Consider the following 18,325-nt stretch of genomic DNA (forward strand, 5'->3'; position numbering starts at 1 on the left):
AAGTAGCTCTGAGGAGTACGCAGTGATCGTCACCCCGTCCGAGACCTCCCGCACGGCCGAAATCCTGTCGCGGCCCGTCACGCTGAACGGACTGACCGTCCCGAACCGCATCGTGATGGCGCCGATGACACGCATGTTCTCGCCGGGCGGTGTCCCCGGTGACGATGTGCGGTCGTACTACGCCCGTCGCGCCGCCGCCGGTGTCGGCCTGATCGTCACCGAGGGGACCTATGTCGGCCACCAGTCGGCCGGGCAGAGCGATCGGGTGCCGCGCTTCCACGGCGAGGAGCAGCTGGCGGGGTGGGCGAAGGTCGTCGAGGACGTCCACGCGGCGGGCGGCACCATCGTGCCGCAGCTGTGGCACATCGGCATGGTCCGCAACCAGGGCGACGAGCCCTATGCCGACGCGCCCGCCGTCGGTCCCTCCGGCATCCGCGTCGACGGCGCCGAGGGCCTCGGCAAGGCGATGACCCAGCGTGACCTGGACGACGTCATCAGCGCCTTCGCCGAGGCGGCCGCGGACGCCGAGCGCATCGGCTTCGACGGCGTCGAGTTGCACGGCGCGCACGGCTACCTCCTCGACCAGTTCCTCTGGGCTCGGACGAACCGCCGCGAGGATGCCTACGGCGGCGACGCGGTGGCCCGGACACGGTTCGCCGCCGAGATCGTGGCAGCGGTCCGGTCGGTCGTTTCGCCCGAGTTCCCGGTGATCTTCCGCTACTCGCAGTGGAAGCAGGAGGCCTACGACGCGCGGCTCGTCGAGTCCCCGCAGGAGCTGGAGGCGATCCTGGCCCCGCTCGCCGCGGCCGGTGTCGACGCCTTCCACGCCTCCACCCGCCGCTACTGGCTCCCGGAGTTCGACGGCTCGGATCTGAACCTGGCGGGCTGGACCAAGAAACTCACCGGCAAGCCGACCATCACCGTCGGTTCGGTCGGCCTCAATGGTGACTTCCTGCGCGCGTTCTCGGGCCAGGGCGCCGAGCTCGGCAGCCTGGACAACCTCCTCGACCGCATGGAGCGCGACGAATTCGACATGGTCGCCGTCGGCCGCGCCCTTCTCCAGGACCCGGAGTGGGCGTCCAAGGTCCTGGCGGGGCGGATCGACGAGGTGAAGCCGTACGACGGGGCGGCGCTGAAGATTCTCAGCTGAGTCGACGTCGGGCCGCGCGGTGCGTCAGCCGGTGACGGCGCCGTGCGCGGCCGAGCTGACGAGCTTGCGGTACTTGGACAGCACACCCGAGGTGTACCTGGGTGGGAGCGGTTCCCAGCCGACCTTGCGCGCGGCGAGTTCGCTGTCGTCGATCTCGACGTCGAGAAGTCGGTTGGCGACGTCGAGGACGATCGGGTCGCCGTCGCGGACGAAGGCGATGGGCCCGCCGTCCACTGCTTCGGGCGCGACATGGCCCACGCACAAACCGGTCGTGCCGCCGGAGAATCGGCCATCGGTGAGCAGCAGCACGTCCTTGCCGAGGCCGGCGCCTTTGATCGCGCCGGTGATGGCGAGCATCTCGCGCATGCCGGGCCCGCCCTTGGGTCCCTCATTGCGGATGACGACCACGTCGCCGGCCACGATCGTGCCGTCTTCGAGGGCGTTCATGGCGTTGCGTTCGCCGTCGAACACCCGAGCGGTGCCGCGGAAGACATCGGAATCGAAACCGGCGCTCTTCACCACGGCACCTTCGGGTGCGAGCGAGCCGTGCAGGATGGTGAGTCCGCCCGTCCGGTGGATGGGCCGATCGAGCCGCCGGATCACGTCGCCGTCGAGGCCGAGTTCGATATGGGCGAGGTTCTCGGCCATGGTCGCGCCCGTGACCGTCATGACGTCGCCGTGCATGAGACCGGCGTCCAGCAGGGCTTTCATCACGACGGGGATGCCGCCGACCTTGTCGACGTCGTTCATGACGTAGCGACCGAACGGCTTGAGATCGCCCAGGTGCGGCACCTTGTCACCGACTCGGTTGAAGTCGGCGAGGGTGAGCCCGACGCCGGCCTCACGGGCGATGGCCAGCAGATGCAGCACCGCGTTGGTCGACCCGCCGAGCGCCATGACGACCGTGATGGCGTTCTCGAACGCCTCCATCGTCATGATGTCGCGAGCCGTGATTCCCTTGCGCAGCAACCCGACGACGGCCTCACCGGACTTCTCGGCGTACTCGTCACGGCGACGGTCGGGGGCGGGCGGTGCGGCCGAGCCGGGCAAGCTCATCCCGAGTGCCTCGGCTGCCGAGGCCATCGTGTTGGCCGTGTACATGCCGCCACACGCGCCTTCGCCCGGACAGATGGCGCGTTCGATGCGATCGACCTCCGCCGGGGTGATCAGCCCCTTGATGCAGGCGCCGACAGCCTCGAAAGCGTCGATGATCGTGACGTCCTTGCCGTCGATATTGCCGGGCAAGGTCGAACCCGCGTAGAGGAACACACTCGCCAGGTCCAGCCGCGCGGCGGCCATCAGCATGCCCGGCAGGCTCTTGTCGCAGCCCGCGAGCAGAACCGAACCGTCGAGACGCTCCGCCATCATCACGGTCTCGACCGAGTCAGCGATGATCTCGCGGCTGACCAGTGAGAAGTGCATCCCCTCGTGCCCCATCGAGATGCCGTCGGACACCGAGATCGTGCCGAACTCGAGCGGGTAGCCACCCCCGGCGTGGACGCCGCGCTTGACCGCCTTGGCCAGTCTGTCGAGCGACAGATTGCACGGGGTGATCTCGTTCCAGCTCGAGGCCACCCCGATCTGCGGTTTGACCCAGTCCTCGTCACCCATGCCGACAGCGCGAAGCATGCCGCGGGCGGCAGTTTTCTCTAGCCCGTCGGTCACATCGCGGGAGCGTGGCTTGATGTCGACGGGCTGTTCGGTGTCGTGTGCCATAGCGCAAGCCTACGAGCCCGGCTCGCGAAATCGCCACGACGGCACCACTGTGATCGGTGCGGGCCTACCCGACAGCAAGGGGGGACGACGAAGTCCCGATGGCGCCCAGGTCCGCGGGACCCCGGACGTTGGCGATGGAACTGACTGTCGCGGTACCGAATACGCCCTTGCGGTCGTACATCGCCGCGGTGCCGACCGCGATCCCGTCCTGGGTCATCCGGTCGAGGCCGACCAGTCCGGCTTCTTCCCCTTCCGGAAGCCGGGTCAAAGTCAGGGTGGCGTCGGCATTGATGTATTCCAGGCCGTTGCTGCCCAGATTGGTGACCACATTCGTCACGTCGGCCAAACCCGCGACGAACTGGAAGGGAGTCGGTTGCTCACCGACCACGACCGTGATCGGACGGTGCCAGATCCCCGTGCGTGCGGGGTTGTGATGTGTGCGGGCATCAGGGGTCCACCCCTGTTCCTCGCTGAAGTACACCCGATCCTGATCGGGCGATGGTTCCCGGTCGGTCGGCGGAGGGTCCGCGATCGTATCCGGCGACCAGCAGATGCCATCCGGTGTCGGTCCGGGGCGCAGGTACAGCGCGCTGGCTCGCGCGACGGGTCGGTCGTCTTGGATCAGGATCGCATCGAACAATGACAGCCGACGGCCGTCTCGCACCGCCTCGACGCGAGTTGTACAGGGACGCATGAATACTGGGCGAAACAGGTCGAGCGTCCACCGCGCCGGTCGCAAGTCGGTCCGCTCGCGAAGGATCGGTTCTCGTTCCACCGCGCGCGCCAGAACCGCTCCGACGGCCATACCGCGCAGTTGCCCACCGATCCACCCACTGCTCGCCTCGGGTTCGGGATGAAGGATTTCCGTGCGATCGGTCGGATCGGATTGTGCGCGAAAGAATGCATGGCTCACCGGCGGACTCCTAGGACTCGGGCAGTCTCGCCTGATGCGCGGCACCGGTGGCACGCGACTGACAGATGCCCCAGATCCGAGAGTCGGCGATTGATCAATGATGCCTCGGTCGGAAGTGGGCGGCCACTCGGCTGGAGAAGATCACAGGGGGGTGACGTGTGTGCTCGTCGGTACGTCTAAATCGGCGCGTCAGGCTCGAATATGGCGGAAGTAGACGGCTTCCCCTTTTCGAATTGCGCCGTGACGGTAGGTTTTCACCACGGCCGACGGTGGCGCCGAGGAAAGCATGTTCGGCTTGGATATCGAGCCCGGTGCGCAATCGGCCAACCGTGAGGTCCGCAGATTGGCCGGCGTGATCGATCGCTTGCGAGCTCTGCCCGACGACGAGCACCTCACCGTGCAGCGCCGTGCGCCGTATACCCCTACTACCCTCGATATCGCGTTCCAGCCCGCGGTGCCCGAGGGCGACAAGCAGTTGCCCGCACCCATCAGATGGCCGTTCGCGACCCCGCTGACACAGCGCACCCTGGGTGCCGGTGGCTACGGGACGGTGCTGTGCGCCACGATCGACGGCGCCGAAGCAGCCACGATCATCGAGCTCATGGCCGGACACGACGAGGACACCCCACCTCATTGGTCGACAGGGGCGACACCGGGGGTCCGGACAACCCACCTCGGTGCTGGTGACGGCGAACGCGCTATTGCGCGGTCAATCCGGTTGCGGCACGGCAGGAGCCGCCCCGGCAACGTCGCATCGTGTTGCCGTAGAGCCACTTCAGGACGTGGTACTCGCCGATCCGGCAGCTTGGAACGGCCGCTACCCGGCCGACCGGTTCACCACCGCCGCCGACCTGGCACGCTCGCATCGCCCTCGGCACCGAGACCGTCACCGACCTCGACCTGCGTTGACCGTGCCGCACTCGGCCCGGCGGGATCACGCGACTTCAGGTCAGTGCGATCGGTCCGCGGAGTTGGCGAGCCACCGCGCTGAACCAGCCGAGATGGTAGCGGCCGCCCTCCGCGTCGAATCGGGAGCGCAACTCGTACCAGCGCAGCCCGGGGTGCCGATGGTGCACATCGTGCAGGTTGAAACTGAGGGCGAAACGCTCGAGACCGCGAGGCAGACGCAGATTCATTGCCGCCCTGGGTGATTCGAGCTCGGTGCCGTAGTGGTAGGCGTTGTCCGACAGTGAGATGATCAGCGCGCGGCAGCCGATCGCGGCAAGCAGCATCCAGCCGTGAGCACCGTAGGCAACGAAAGTGGCGGTGTGGATGACGACGATCGCGGCGGCGTCGGTGCGGAACCTTCCCAGTACCACCGGCTGGGCAACCCGTTCGAGCACGAGACCGCCGACCGAATCCGGTGCTTCGACCCAGCGTCCCAGCGCGCGAATGGCACGCTCGGGCATCGGCCCGAGGAGCAACGCGAGCACTTCCAACAGATACAGCCCGCCGAACAACTTCAGATAGAACAGCAGCACCGCGGCCTGCCTGCTGGATTTCGTCGGATCGTAGACCTCGCTGCGCTCACGGACCCGGCTGTAGCGATGGTGCAGCAGGTGACCGACTTTCAGCATCGCGAACGGCGACCCGTACACCACCGCCAGAAGTCGTCCCATCCGGTCGTTGCGTGTCCGGCTCCTCAGCAGCGATCCGTGAATGGACTCGTGGATCAGCGACCAGAACGGGGTGGTGGTCAGCGTGATCGGCACCAAGATCAAGCCCCACGCGGGGTTTCGCGGAAGCAGTGTGTTCGCCCACAATTCAGCGTGGATGCACCCGCGTCACCGGAGCGCTAGGAGCTCTGCTGATCGGGTTCCATATCGAGCAGGAGCGGGAACCAGCTGAGGGTCCAGGCGGCCACCGCGGTCGATGCCAGCACGTGGATCAGGTAGATCGTGCCGATCAGGCCGATACCGTAGTCGCGCATCCAGGCGCCGAGCGGAATCAGAGCCAGCAGGTCCAGGCCGAGCATCAGTATCGAGAGGAGCAGGGCCGGCGCTGCCCACGACGGTGGGCTGGGCTCAGCTGGAGCGTCGGCCGTGGCCTGGGTGGGCGGGGCGTCGAGCGGGTTCTCGTTGACCATGTTGTCCTCACGGGCAAAGCCGCTAGTGCGGCTGGAACGGTCGACACCGCGTCGTGTGCGTCCGATGGCGGGATGCTGCGTACTTGCTGAGCTGTCAGGTATTCGGGGTCGCAGACGGCCCGGATCGGCGCTCGAGGTGAAAATCTCGGCATCCGCAATCGATCGGCAACAGGAAGAGGACGGCCTGTAGTGCGGCAGCTCACAACCCGGCAACCATGATGGATCGTCACCGATCGGATTTTCGGTCGACTGGAAGTCGGGAGGGTCGGCGGATATGCCGCCGGAGCCGGGCGTACTAGCGCCCGTCGTTGTTCCCCCTTCTACTGTATACACGATTCCGGGCCCTCATGAGGCGTCAATTCTTGGTCCATAATCGCTCGCGAAAACCGAAACCACCAGGTGAGGAGTAGCGAGATGGCATTTGTGCTCGGGTTCGACGAGGTCGATCGGACGCAGGTCGCGATCGTCGGCGGTAAGGGGGCGAACCTCGGTGAGTTGTCGCGAATCGACGGTGTCGAGGTGCCGGACGGCTTCTGTGTGACTACCGAGGCCTTCGCGCGCACGGTGGCGGGGGCATCGTCGCTCGACGATCGGCTCGACGAGCTGTCGCGCCTCGAGCCGGGGGATCGGGCGGCGATCTCCGTGCTGAGCGAACAGCTGCGGCGCACGGTCGAGGAGTTGGTCGTTCCCGAGGAGGTAGCGGAGGCGATCCTCGCCGCGCATGCTCGGCTCGGAATCGACGGCGCCTACGCCGTGCGGTCCAGTGCGACGGCCGAGGACCTGCCCACCGCGTCGTTCGCCGGTCAGCAGGACACCTTTCTCAATGTCGTGGGACCGGCGGCGATCCTCGAGCACGTGCGCCGGTGCTGGGGTTCGCTGTTCACCGAGCGAGCCGTCACCTATCGACTGCGAAACGGCTTCGACCAGAAAATGATTCAGATGAGCGTCGTCGTCCAGCGGATGGTGTTCGCGCGGGCTGCCGGCATTCTGATGACGGCCGACCCCGTCAGCTCCGACCGAACCGTGGTGTCCATCGACGCCGGTTTCGGTCTCGGCGAGGCTCTCGTATCAGGTCTCGTCAATGCCGACGTCTACCAGGTGCGCGACGACCGCATCACCAGCAAGGCGATCGCCACCAAGAAGGTCGCCGTCGAGCCGGTGCCGACGGGCGGTACCCAGGTGAACGAGATCGCGCGGGAGCACCGAAACGAGCCGGTGCTCTGCGATGACGAGGTGCTGCGGCTCGCGCGGCTCGGCCGTCGTATCGAAGCACATTTCGGTAGCCCCCAGGACATCGAATGGTGTTCGGACGGTGATGGTTTCCGGATCGTGCAGAGCAGGCCGATCACCACCCTGTTCCCGATCCCCGTCGCCGCCGACGGGGAGAACCACGTCTATGTGTCGGTCGGCCATCAGCAGATGATGACCGATGCGATGAAGCCGTTGGGGATCTCGGTGTGGCAGCTGACGAGTAACGCGCCGATGCGCGACGCGGGCGGCCGCTTGTTCGTCGACGTCACCGCGATGATGTCCGCGCCCACGAAAGGTGCCGCCTTGGTCGCGGGCCTCGGTAAATCCGACCCGTTGATGGGAGACGCGCTGCGGACCGTGCTGGAACGCGGTGATTTCGTTCGGCAAGTGCCAGAGGAGGAATCCGGCGCACCACCCGCACCGTTCGGCATCGCTGCCGAGAGGATCGAGACCGATCCTGACATCGTCACCGAGCTGATCGCCGAGAGCGAGGCTTCTCTCACGGCATTGAGAGGCGAGATCGCAAACCTGTCCGGACCGGCGCTGCTCGACTTCATCCGATCCGATATCCAGGAGGAACTGCGGCGGGTTCTGTTCGCGCCCCGGGGTTTACAGGTGATCATGGCCGCGATGGACGCCACGGAGTGGCTCAACGATCGGCTGCGAGAATGGCTGGGCGAGAAGAACGCCGCCGATGCCCTCACCCAGTCGGTTCCCGGTAACGTGACATCGGAAATGGGTCTGGCGCTGCTGGACGTCGCCGATGTGATCCGACCGCACCCGGAGGTAGTGGCGCACCTGGAGCGGATCGAGGACGACGATTTCTTGGTCGGTCTGGCCGAGTTTCCGGGCGGCGACGAGACGAGAGCCGCGATCGAGGACTTCCTCGTCGAGTACGGCATGCGCTGCGCCGGCGAAATCGACATCACCAGGCCGCGGTGGAGCGAGAAGCCCGCCACGTTGGTGTCGACAATCCTCGGCAATATCAAGAACTTCGGGCCCGGTGCGGGGAGACAGCGTTTCGAGGACGGCCTTCGCGATGCGCAACAGAAGCAACAACAGATTCTGCGAGCTCTACGAGCTCTTCCCGACGGGGAACTGAAAGCCGTCGAGACCGAGCAGATGATCGAGCGCGTGCGCACTTTCTCCGGCTATCGGGAGTACCCGAAGTACGGCATGGTCAGTCGCTACTTCGTCTACAAGCAGGCACTGCTGCGCGAGGCCGAACGCTTGGTGGAGTCCGGTGTGCTGCGTGAGGCCGACGACTTCTTCTTTCTGCGGTTCGATGAGCTGCACGAGGTGGTTCGCACGCACCGGGCAGATCAGGAACTCGTCGCCGCGCGAAAAGACGCGTTTCGCTCCTATCAGTCGCTCACCGCGCCGCGAGTGCTCACCTCCGACGGCGAAGCGCTCACCGGGGCGTATCGACGCGAGGATCTGCCCGCCGACGCGGTGCCCGGCCTGGCGGTCTCGGCCGGGACGATCGAAGGCCGCGCCCGGGTGATCTCCGATATCGCGCAGGCCGACCTCGCATCGGGCGACATCCTGGTCACCGCCTACACCGATCCGAGCTGGACCCCACTGTTCGTCGGCATCGCGGGGCTGGTCACCGAGGTGGGCGGCCTGATGACCCACGGTGCTGTGATCGCCCGCGAATACGGCCTGCCCGCCGTGGTCGGCGTGGAACATGCCACCGAGCTGATCCGCGACGGGCAGCGCATCCGGGTGAACGGCACCGATGGCTACGTCGAGATCCTGTCGCAGCAGTAGTCAACGTTTCCGAGCCGACAGATCGATTGCTGAGAACTGGGAAGGATGGTGGACGTGCGCGTCGGTGTGGTCGGTTCGACAATGGGGATGTACCTGGCGACTTGGTGTCGCCGACTGGGTATGGAGGTGGTGGCCGCCTGCGATCGCGACCCCATCCGGCGGGCCGAGGCGGCCGAGCTCCTGCCACAGGGGGGCGTGTTCGAGGACTGGAATGCCCTGCTGGAACACGACCTCGACGCGGTGATGCTCGCCAACGACTTCGACGAGCACGCACCCCTGGCCATCGCCTTCCTCGAACGCGGTATCCACGTGCTCTCCGAATCGGCCGCCTGCGTGGACGAGTGGCAAGCGGCCGCGCTGCTCGACGCCGAACGTCGCTCGTCCGCGACGTACTCCTTCGCCGAGAACTACGTCTTCCATCCGCATGTTCAGCTCATACGAAACGCTGTGGAAGCCAAGGATATCGGTCGGGTGACGCTCGTGGAAGCGGACTATCTGCACGGGATGTCACCCGATGACGTCTCGAGCCTGATCGGCGATCCCGGCCACTGGCGAGGCCGCATCGAACCGACGGCGTACTGCACTCACACCCTGTCGCCGATCCTCGCCCTCACCGCGGAGCTGCCGACCGAGGTGACGGCCTTTCACGTCGACTCCGCCGATGCCAGGGCCGCCGTGGTCATGGTGGTCCGGCTCAGCGGCGGCGGATTGGCCATCACCCGGCACGGATTCCTGCAGGGCGAACCGGACAGCCACTGGAGTTGGGTTTCGGCGCGCGGCACCGAGGGCCTGGCCGAATCGGTTCGCGCGCCCGGTGGGCGCGCGTGGTCGGTGCGCGTGCGCAAGGAAGGCTGGACCGATCGGGATGGCGTCACCCGCGACCAGGAACGCAGGTCCGCACCGATGGCCCTCTCCGATGGCACGCTCGTCGAACCGAAAGCCGAAGGCACGGTCCGGATCCTGCAAGGCTTTCGGGCGTGCGTGGAGGAGGGTGCGCCACCGCTCGTACCGATCGGCCCGGCGGTAGCGGCTTCGCTGGTCGGTGTTGCGGGCGCCCGCTCGCTGCGTGAAGGATCCCGCCCGGTATCGATGCCGAACCTGGTGCTGTGAGCGGAGATTCGCTGTCGGGTGGACCGAGGTGCAGTTGTGGTGACAGCTCGCGGTGCAGGTCCGCGACACCGTCCATCAAGGCACGGCTCGCGGCCAGCACCGGCCGACCCAGTTCGACCACGGCCGAACCGGCATCGGTCAACGCCGAACCCGTGGGTCCGCGATCGAGCAGCCGCAGATGCAGTCGCCGTTCCAGCGCGCTGATGCGCATGCCGACCGCGGGTTGGCTGATGCCGTGTCGGCGCGCGGCGGCGGCGCCGCCTGCGTGGACATCCTGGATCGGGCCTGCATCGAGGAGTGCCCGGTCGACTGCATCTTCATCGGCGATCGGATGGCCTACATCCAACCCGACGAGTGCACCGACTGCGGCGCGTGCGAACCCGCCTGCCCGGTCGAAGCCATCTACTACGAAGACGATCTGCCGTCGGGCCAAGAACAGTTCATCACCGAAAACGCCCGCTTCTTCCACGAACCGCTGCCCGGCAGAGTCGAGCCACTGGGTCATCCGGGCGGCGCGACATCGGTCGGTGTCCTCGGCGTCGATACGGCCTATGTGCGGGCGTTCGAGGCGTAGTTCTCGAATCGAGGCGGCAAATCCCGCAGGTCGGCGTAGTTGTACGCCAGAATGTCGCCATGCGGACATTCGCCAAGATGGTGCACGCCGTCACTGCCGGGGTTCTGATCGTCGTGGCTGGTCACGGTGTTGCCGATGCCGCACCCACCGGGAGTGCTGACGGTCTGCTGCCGTGGCCGGCCGCAGGGCCGGACGGTGTGAACGCGTCGGGTGCGGCGTTGGCGGAAGGGCTCACCGGGATGGTGGTGTGGTCGCGCGAGGCGAACACCCCGGTCCCGATCGCCAGTATCGCGAAGGTGATGACGGCGGTGGTCGTGATCGCCGGCGGCGACCTCGAACGGCCGGTGACGGTGCCGCAGGAAGCGGGCGCCTACTGCGCCAGGGAAAACGGCAGCACCGCGGGATTGGTCGCCGGCGAGGTGCTCACCGCGCGCCAACTGCTGTACGCGCTGCTGCTGCCCTCCGGCTGCGACGCCGCCTACACCGTCGCTGAGTCCTTCGGGCCTGGCCAGGGCGGTTTCCTCGCCAGGATGAACGACACCGCGCGAGTCATGGGTTTGGCGGGAACATATTTCAGCGACCCGGCCGGCATGCCGTACCCCACCGACTTCTCCACCTATTCCACACCGGCAGATCTCGTGGCGCTGGGTGTGCACGCGATGAACCTGCCGCTGTTCCGTGAGATCGTCGGTGCGAGGAACTTCCACGTTCCGGCCGGGCCTGCCAACCGTGAGCACCACTGGGAAACCACGAACCGCATGCTCGACGAGTATCCCGGCACCATCGGTATCAAGACCGGCAACACCGACGCCGCGGGTCACTGCTTGATGTTCGAGACGGTTCGGGCGGGCATCCCGATGATCGGTGTGGTTCTGCACAGCTCGGACCACAGCAGCGCAGCGGCCAGGCAGGACGCCGAGCGCATGCTGAACTGGGCCTACGACCCGATCCTGCGCGTTCTGCAGCCGATCGGAGGCTGACGACCGGCGCGATCCGAGCGCAACGCCTAGCATTCGGGATGTGCGCGGTGGCAGATGGTTCCGGGTCCTCGTCTGCCTGGTGGTGCTCGGCACTACCAGCGGCTGCGTGGGTGCGGTGGACCGGGCGGAATTCGAGGATCAGCTCCGATCGCGTGGCGGCGGTTTGGTGAGTGCGTTGCCGCAGGACGCCATCGCGGCGCTCACCCAGCGAACCGGCGTCACCGACGTCGAAGCGAACCTCATCCTCCTCACTCCGCCGAACTCGACCCAGTTCCGCCTGACCTTGGACGATCAACCCGCCCAGATCACGCGGTTCATGGCCGACGACGCAGTGCTGGCCGCTCGGACACCCACCGTCCGCCTGCGTGTGCGGCCACCTGATCGTTCGCGGCAACTCGACGACTATTCCTTCGCCCTCGGGGAATTGAGCGCACCACGCCCGGTCCGGGTTTCCGCCTTCGACGACCTCGACGGCGAGGATTTCACCGTCAGCGAGGTGCCCGGCCTGTCGCGCGTAGAAGAGATCGTCGACACTGCCCTCGCCCGCAGCGAGCTGCCCGACGGCCAGGTCACCGTCATCGTGGTGAGTCGTTTCGGCCGCGAGATCCGCATCGTCGCCAACGTCTTGTCGCCGCGCTCGGAGATGGTCGTCGAATTCGACCGCACCGGCGCATTCCTCCGAGGACAGCAGGTGTAGCGCATGCGACGCGTACTGGTAGCAGCGGTTTCCCTCGTCAGCGCCGCCGCTTTTCTGACGATTATTGTTGCCGTCGCCGTCTGGCCGGGCGAAGCGAAACTCACCGCACCGCTGTTCTGTTCGTCTCCGGCCACCGAGCCCGTGGTCGTTTCCGACACCTTCCACGACTCCGAAGGAACCTCGACCAACTACACGCTGTACTGCGTCAGCGACCGCGGTGTCCTCACTGACGAGGGCTTCGCACTACCCATGCTGGTGCTGTTCGCCGCACACGTCGTGATCTTGGGCGCCCTGCTCCTGCTCGCCGCGCTGATCGGCCGTCTCGGGCACCGACCCGAACCGTCGGACGGGCCGTTCGAGCGCGTGCAGGACAGCTGACGGTCAACTCAGATCTTCGTCATCGCCTTCCAGATCGACCTGTAGATCCACCGAGAAGTTGTCGATAGACAGTGGCTTGCCCGACTCGGTCATCGTCAGCTTCTCGGTGCCGAGGCCGATTCGATGTAGGAAGACCGTGGTGACGGTGGCGGCGGCTCGTGCCCGGTCGCGTTCGGTCGGCCACATCCGCGTGGAGCTGCCGTCGCCACAGTCCACGAAGCCGAGCTCGTCGAGGTGTGGGCGGGTGGATTCGGTGGTGAAGGCGCGCAGGCGGATCTCGGTCGGGGACAACTCGAGTTGGGCGTAGCGCTCCGGTGCTTTGTCGCGGTCGAAGAAGTGCAGCACGAGCGGCTCGGGGCCGGGGCCGAGCGCGCGCATGGCGAGGTGAACGCTGCGCAGCAAATCGGTCAGTAGGCCGCGTAGATGACCGAGGGTGTAGACGCTCCAGATCTCGCTGCCGCGGCCGTCCGAACCGGCCGGTGAGGCGGACCAGGTGAAGCTGACCTCGTAGTCGTCGGCGCTGTTGTACTCGATATCGTGCTCGTCAACCGGAATCCGGTCGTCCGCGTCGACGAATTCGGGATAGTGGTACTGGGTCTTCCAGTGCCACCACCTGCTGTTGGCATCGGAATCGGTGGACTCGACCCGCACGGACAAGCCTCCCCACTCGGAGAGCTCGAGCGTACGCAGCGTATCGCCGTCGACCCAGCCGACACCGAGATCCGCCAGACCGCAATACCAGGTGGGCGGTCCCCATGTCGCCACCGCGAGGTCCAGGTAGCGACGGAACTGCTCTGCCGCGATCGTCGCCACGGCGATGGACAACTGCATCCGCTCGCTCTCGGCATACGGATCGTGGTCGTCGCGAATTCGGCCACCGGAGGGTGTGTGCGGGATGTCGACAGAACCGTCGCTGATCAGCGTCCATCCCGCGGTCCGGCACACCTGTTCGACGTCGGCTCGGACGAACGTGCGGAACACACCCGCACGCAACTGCGTCAGCAAGTCGGTGAAACGTCCATCGGGCATGGTGTCCATACCTGAGCACGCTAGCGATGACCACCGACACGATGCTGTCCCGAAGGTCGCGAACCGGTCTTCGGAAGCTGTTGCCGCGCTTGACTATCCGGACCGACTGTCGGTGAAGGTCTCAGCCGATCGGGGGTACCTGTTCGGCGGGAACCGGCGCGGGTGGCGGGGTGCCGTCGCCGAAGGGGCGCCCACCCAACTCCTCACGACGGTGCGGGGTGAGCCAATTCGACAGGTCTGGCCCCGCGGGGACGATTCCGGTGGGGTTGATATCGCGGTGCACCACGTAGTAGTGCTCCTTGATCTGCCCGAAGTCGATGGTGTCGCCGAAGCCGGGGGTCTGGAACAGGTCACGGGCATATGCCCACAGCACCGGCATCTCGCTGAGTTTGGTGCGGTTGCACTTGAAATGGCCGTGATAGACGGGATCGAAACGGGCCAGCGTGGTGAACAGCCGCACGTCGGCCTCGGTGATCGTGTCACCGACCAGATAGCGCTGAGTGCTCAGTCGATCGGCGATCCGGTCGAGGGCGGCGAAGAGCCGAGCGTAGGCGGCATCGTAGGCGTCCTGATCGCCGGCGAAACCACAGCGGTAGACGCCGTTGTTGATGTCGCGGAACACGTCCCGGTTGATCTCGTCGATCTGCGCGCGCAGCGGTTCGGGATACAACTGCGGTGCGCCCGGCCGGTGATACGCGGTCCATTCGGTGGAGAAATCCAGGGTCATCTGTGCGTAGTCGTTGGTGACGACCTGCCCGGTCGCGATCTCGACAACGGCGGGCACGGTGATCCCACGCGGATAGTCCGGGAACCGGGCCAGATAGGCGTCGCGCAGGTAGTGGATGCCGAGGACCGGGTCGACCTCGTCCGGATCCAGATCGAAGGTCCAGCTCAGCTTGTCGTGGGTGGGCCCACACAGGCCGAGTGACAGCACGGGTTCGAGCCCGAGTAGCCGCCGCACGATCAGCGTGCGATTTGCCCACGGACAGGCCCTGGCCGCGACGAGTCGATAGCGACCCGCTTCGACGGGGTATCCATCACCTCCGTCGGCGGTGATCCGCGTGGTGATGTAGTTGGTGTCGCGACGGAACTCGCCCGCCTCGACGTAGGTGCCCGCACCGGCATCGCTCACCGCCTCAGTCTCGCATACCCACGCGCTCGGGGAGTCGACCAACGCCCGGGACAGCCATGGCGTTCTTGTGCGGTCGCGCTCCACTCGAGGCCGACATGTTCATGGCGCGAACTCTGGAGGAAATCGCGGTGCGCACCTCATCGAGCTGCTGCGCGGTAGTCCGAAAAGTACGCGGGGCCGTAAACGAGAAGTCGGCAGGTGGGGTAGGGGATTCCGCTGGCATCGCGGCGAACTCGACTCGTGATCGCGATCGGGCCTGCCGATGTCGTGACCGACGTCCGGCTCGCATACGGACGAACCCGCCAGTAACCTGTGGCCCGTGATACCGATGGGCAAAGCGCCGGGCGGGGCGGCGCGACCACGCATCGCTCTGACCGCGGTCGCTGTGGTGGTGTTCGTGACGTTCCTCGACACCACGATCGTGAGCGTGGCGCTGGGGGACATTCGGCGCGATCTGAGTGCCGACGTGACGATGTTGCAGTGGGTGGTCAACTCCTACACCGTGGTGTTCGCCGGGTTGATGTTGGCGGGTGGCTCGCTGGGGGACCGGTGGGGGCGCAAGCGGGTGATGATCGTCGGTTTGGTGATCTTCTGCGCCGGGTCGGTGGTCTCCGCGCTCGCGAGCAGTGTCGCGGTGCTCATCGCGGGCCGCGCGATCATGGGACTGGGCGCCGCGGCGTCGGAACCGGGAACGCTGTCGGTGCTGCGCCATGTCTTTCCCGACGATCGGGCTCGGGCCAAGGCGATCGGTGTGTGGGCGGCGGTGTCGGGGCTGGCGTTGGCGGCGGGACCGGTGCTGGGCGGCGTGCTGGTCCACGCGTACGGGTGGCGCTCGATCTTCTGGTTCAACCTCGTGATCGCGGCGGTGGCGTTCGTCATCGCGCTGTGGTCGGTGCCGGAAAGCGCCGACCCGAGTCCGGAGCCCATCGACTGGGCAGGCGCGGTGCTCGGCGCGGCGGCGTTCGGGTCGGTGATCTATGCCGCGATCTCCGGTCAGGACCGGGGCTACACCGCGCCGTCGGTGCTCGCGTTCTTCGCGATAGGCGCGCTCGCGTTCGTCGGGTTCATCGCCGTCGAAACACGAGCGCGCGCACCCATGCTAGACCTGCACTACCTGCGCTTTCCTGCCGTGCGCAGCGCACTGCTGGTGGCCTTCGCCGTCTATTTCGGCATCTTCTCGATCTTCTTCTTCACCGCGCTGTATCTGCAGGTGATGCAGTCGTATTCGGGCGCGCGCACGGCCACGGTCTTCGCGCCGATGGCCGGCGCGATCGTGATCGGCTCGCTGGTCGCGGGGCTCTGGGTAGCGAGGCGTGGTGCGCTCACCCCGATGATTCTCGGCTGTGTGATCGGCGCGGGCGGGATCTTGTTCACCCGCCACATGCTGTCCGGGGAAATCCACGATCCTTCGCTGTCGGCCGCGATGGCGGTGGCGGGCTTCGGCTTCGGGATCGCGGTGGTGCCGTTGACATCGGCCGTGATGTCGGGCGTCCCGGCCGAACACTCGGGAATGGCTGCCGCGGTGACCAATACGATGCGCCAGGTCGGCTCGGCCTTCGGTGTCGCGGTCCTCGGTTCGCTGGTGAGCGGATTCCTGTCCGCGGACCTGAAGGCGCGCATGAACGAACTGGGTTTGCCGACCTCGCTACAGCCCGACGCCATCCAAGCGGTCGAACTCGGGAAGATTCCCGAGGGCGTCGACATCGGCCCGTATCTGAAATATCTGTCGAAGGTGTCCGAGGTGCTCAACGCGGGCAAGGCGGCCTTCCATCACGGACTCGACGTGGCGCTGCTGGTGTCGGCGCTGATGATCCTCGCCGCCGCGGCATTCACCGCCATCGATGCGGCACGCCACCGTGCGGATACCACCTGAGCCAGCGGCGCGAATCACATACTCGCTGAAGTTGTTTCGAGTGGTTCCGGCCGACGCTCAGTGCGTCGGCCGGAACCGAGATCAGGCGCTGACCGAGGCTGTCACTTCACGAGTCAGTCGCGAGGACCAGGGGCACCAGAAACAGCCGGGAAGGAAGGCGCCGCACGCCTCGTCGAGGTAGTCCTCGGTGTACTGGATGCTCGAATCGCAGACCTCGATCGCCATCGTGAAGAACGTGATGGTGTCGGGGTCGAGATGGAAGTTCCACTCCGGGTTGTAGCTCTGCTTGGACTTGCGGAGCTTGCCCATGACGTGGGTGGACATCGTTTCCTCGCCGGACAGGATCCGACGGGCCTCGGAGATCCGCTGCTCGTTGTTGAGCTGGAAAATGAATTCTTTTCCGCTGTAGTCGGTGAATGCAAAGAGCGCCATGACAGTTCCCCTTTGTCGATACGTTCGAGAGAGCGGGAGTCGAGCGTGTTGCGAAGCCGAGTGTATCGGCCGAATCGCGCGAGCAGGAGCGCATTGCGGATGAAAGCTGTTGGGAAACAACAGGTTTAGGGAAGCGGTCGGTTTCTGTCCGTGAAACGGGGCAACGGGAGAGTGCTCATCGGCGCGTCCCCGAGGCGAGCTCGTCTCGACGCGGTGACTGCCGTCCAGAATCCGCCTTCGCCGCGGTGATCAACTCCCGGACCGCCATCGCACCTCGCGCGACAGCGCCCGCGACCCGACCGTCCGCGCCGATCAACACGGCCGATGGCGTGCCCCGAACCCGGTAGCGCAGAGCCGCCTCGTTGCCCTGCTGCACCAGTACCGGTATGTCGCCAACCTCCTGCGCGCGGCCCCAGGCGGCATGTTCGGCGAGATCACCATTGCCGACCAGTACGACCGTCAGAACCTTCCGGACCCGTGATTGCCACCGCGGCAACTCACGAGCCAGCGCCGCGCACATCTCGCAGCCGGGATGGACGAACACCAGCAGCACTGCCTTGCCGGGCGCCAGGAGCGACTCCAAGCTGATCCGCCCACCCTCGACGGCGAGCAACTCGAACTCGGGTGCCACCGCACCGACCGGCAGACCCTCGGCGCCCAGCGTCGACAGCGCCTGTTCGTCGACCCGCCGACTCAGCGCCCGCAGCTCCCCGAGCGTCCAGAGCAGCACCACCGCCAAGATCACGATCAGTGCCAGCCCGGCAGTGGCCTCGGCCGGCAAACCGGCCGGAACCTGCGGATACCGCAGCGCCCCCGCGGTGACCAGCGCGGCGAGTGCCATCAACAGTCCGTTGCGCACCAGTGTCGCGGGCCCGATCGGCCCCGCGCTCGCCGCACCGAAGCAGGAGCAGTTCGGATGCTCACCCCGCAGTAGTAACCGCACGATAGCCGCGGTGAACCCGGCGAGCAGCAGCATCGCCACACCACCCGCGACCGCGGCCGTCCATGGCAACAGCACCCCAGCTGCCACCAGTCCTTCGGCTACCGGTAATCCGATCGCCACCAGGGGAACCCATCTGATGGGTATCCCGAAATCCGCCACCGCCTTCCGCGTCGCGGGCCCGTCCGCCAACTTCCCCCACGTCGACAGTCCGAAGGCCCCAGCCAGTACCAATCGCGAACCCCACACTCCGTATTCGATCAGCATTCCGGCACCATCCCACAGACGAAGCGG

At 66.4% G+C, this 18,325-nt stretch carries 16 protein-coding genes and 1 pseudogene; 8 read left to right on the forward strand and 9 right to left on the reverse strand.

Annotated features, from left to right (window positions below):
- Window positions 1-22: 22 nt before the first annotated feature.
- Window positions 23-1,150, forward strand: a complete 1,128-nt coding sequence (locus NS1_RS01860) for an NADH:flavin oxidoreductase (RefSeq protein WP_062980900.1) — start codon at window positions 23-25, stop codon at window positions 1,148-1,150.
- 24 nt (window positions 1,151-1,174) lie between these two features.
- Here the strand turns inward: NS1_RS01860 and ilvD are convergent, their stop codons facing one another.
- The 4 genes from ilvD to NS1_RS01880 form a co-directional block, all read right to left on the reverse strand.
- The gene (gene ilvD / locus NS1_RS01865; RefSeq protein ID WP_062980903.1) at window positions 1,175-2,866 is read right to left on the reverse strand and encodes a dihydroxy-acid dehydratase; all 1,692 of its coding nucleotides are present in this window, start codon (window positions 2,864-2,866) and stop codon (window positions 1,175-1,177) included.
- Window positions 2,867-2,930: 64 nt separating this feature from the next.
- Window positions 2,931-3,779 (reverse strand): acyl-CoA thioesterase domain-containing protein, encoded by an 849-nt coding sequence (locus tag NS1_RS01870; protein WP_062980905.1) that lies wholly within the window; start codon window positions 3,777-3,779, stop codon window positions 2,931-2,933.
- A 944-nt stretch (window positions 3,780-4,723) separates the two neighbouring features.
- Window positions 4,724-5,542 carry a fatty acid desaturase gene (locus NS1_RS01875; protein WP_307618682.1) on the reverse strand — a complete coding sequence of 273 codons (819 nt, stop codon included), beginning with the start codon at window positions 5,540-5,542 and terminating at the stop codon, window positions 4,724-4,726.
- 32 nt (window positions 5,543-5,574) lie between these two features.
- Window positions 5,575-5,865 carry a hypothetical protein gene (locus NS1_RS01880; protein WP_062980908.1) on the reverse strand — a complete coding sequence of 97 codons (291 nt, stop codon included), beginning with the start codon at window positions 5,863-5,865 and terminating at the stop codon, window positions 5,575-5,577.
- Window positions 5,866-6,279: 414 nt separating this feature from the next.
- On the opposite strand from NS1_RS01880, the gene rph reads away from it, so the two are divergent.
- Together rph and NS1_RS01890 are read left to right on the forward strand one after the other, a co-directional pair.
- Complete coding sequence (gene rph / locus NS1_RS01885) at window positions 6,280-8,886, forward strand: rifamycin-inactivating phosphotransferase (RefSeq protein ID WP_062980916.1); 2,607 nt, start codon at window positions 6,280-6,282, stop codon at window positions 8,884-8,886.
- A gap of 54 nt (window positions 8,887-8,940) precedes the next feature.
- Window positions 8,941-9,996: a Gfo/Idh/MocA family protein gene (locus NS1_RS01890; protein WP_084503408.1), complete on the forward strand. Its 1,056-nt coding sequence runs from the start codon at window positions 8,941-8,943 to the stop codon at window positions 9,994-9,996.
- Between the two features lie 31 nt (window positions 9,997-10,027).
- On the opposite strand, the pseudogene NS1_RS41435 reads toward NS1_RS01890, so the two are convergent.
- Window positions 10,028-10,276 (reverse strand): annotated as a pseudogene (locus NS1_RS41435) (LysR family transcriptional regulator); the annotation flags it as partial.
- Between NS1_RS41435 and fdxA the strand changes: the two are divergent.
- From fdxA to NS1_RS01910, 4 genes are read left to right on the forward strand one after another with little or no spacing between them, the layout of a single operon-like run.
- A complete protein-coding gene (gene fdxA / locus NS1_RS41440) occupies window positions 10,232-10,570 on the forward strand; it encodes a ferredoxin (RefSeq protein WP_062981468.1) in 339 nt (112 codons plus the stop codon). The pseudogene NS1_RS41435 and the gene fdxA sit on opposite strands and share 45 nt — an antisense overlap.
- Before the next feature lie 59 nt (window positions 10,571-10,629).
- Complete coding sequence (locus NS1_RS01900) at window positions 10,630-11,550, forward strand: D-alanyl-D-alanine carboxypeptidase family protein (RefSeq protein ID WP_255284373.1); 921 nt, start codon at window positions 10,630-10,632, stop codon at window positions 11,548-11,550.
- Between the two features lie 40 nt (window positions 11,551-11,590).
- Entirely contained in the window at window positions 11,591-12,247 is a 657-nt protein-coding gene (locus tag NS1_RS01905) for a hypothetical protein (RefSeq protein WP_062980920.1), read from the forward strand.
- Between the two features lie 3 nt (window positions 12,248-12,250).
- Complete coding sequence (locus NS1_RS01910; protein ID WP_062980923.1) at window positions 12,251-12,625, forward strand: hypothetical protein; 375 nt, start codon at window positions 12,251-12,253, stop codon at window positions 12,623-12,625.
- Between the two features lie 3 nt (window positions 12,626-12,628).
- Here the strand turns inward: NS1_RS01910 and NS1_RS01915 are convergent, their stop codons facing one another.
- Window positions 12,629-13,663 (reverse strand): hypothetical protein, encoded by a 1,035-nt coding sequence (locus NS1_RS01915; protein ID WP_062980927.1) that lies wholly within the window; start codon window positions 13,661-13,663, stop codon window positions 12,629-12,631.
- Window positions 13,664-13,775: 112 nt separating this feature from the next.
- The gene (locus tag NS1_RS01920; protein ID WP_062980930.1) at window positions 13,776-14,786 is read right to left on the reverse strand and encodes a glutathione S-transferase family protein; all 1,011 of its coding nucleotides are present in this window, start codon (window positions 14,784-14,786) and stop codon (window positions 13,776-13,778) included.
- A gap of 328 nt (window positions 14,787-15,114) precedes the next feature.
- Here NS1_RS01920 and NS1_RS01925 point away from each other — a divergent pair, with 328 nt between their 5' ends.
- Window positions 15,115-16,659, forward strand: a complete 1,545-nt coding sequence (locus tag NS1_RS01925; RefSeq protein ID WP_063816043.1) for an MFS transporter — start codon at window positions 15,115-15,117, stop codon at window positions 16,657-16,659.
- Window positions 16,660-16,740: 81 nt separating this feature from the next.
- Here NS1_RS01925 and NS1_RS01930 read toward each other — a convergent pair whose 3' ends face one another.
- Together NS1_RS01930 and NS1_RS01935 are read right to left on the reverse strand one after the other, a co-directional pair.
- On the reverse strand, window positions 16,741-17,091 hold the full coding sequence (locus NS1_RS01930; protein ID WP_062980933.1) for a BP74-related protein: 351 nt from the start codon (window positions 17,089-17,091) through the stop codon (window positions 16,741-16,743).
- Between the two features lie 175 nt (window positions 17,092-17,266).
- Entirely contained in the window at window positions 17,267-18,298 is a 1,032-nt protein-coding gene (locus tag NS1_RS01935; RefSeq protein ID WP_062980936.1) for a MauE/DoxX family redox-associated membrane protein, read from the reverse strand.
- Between the last annotated feature and the right edge of the window lie 27 nt (window positions 18,299-18,325).

It is taken from the genome of Nocardia salmonicida NBRC 13393, from assembly GCF_001613085.1.
GTDB lineage: Bacteria > Actinomycetota > Actinomycetes > Mycobacteriales > Mycobacteriaceae > Nocardia > Nocardia salmonicida.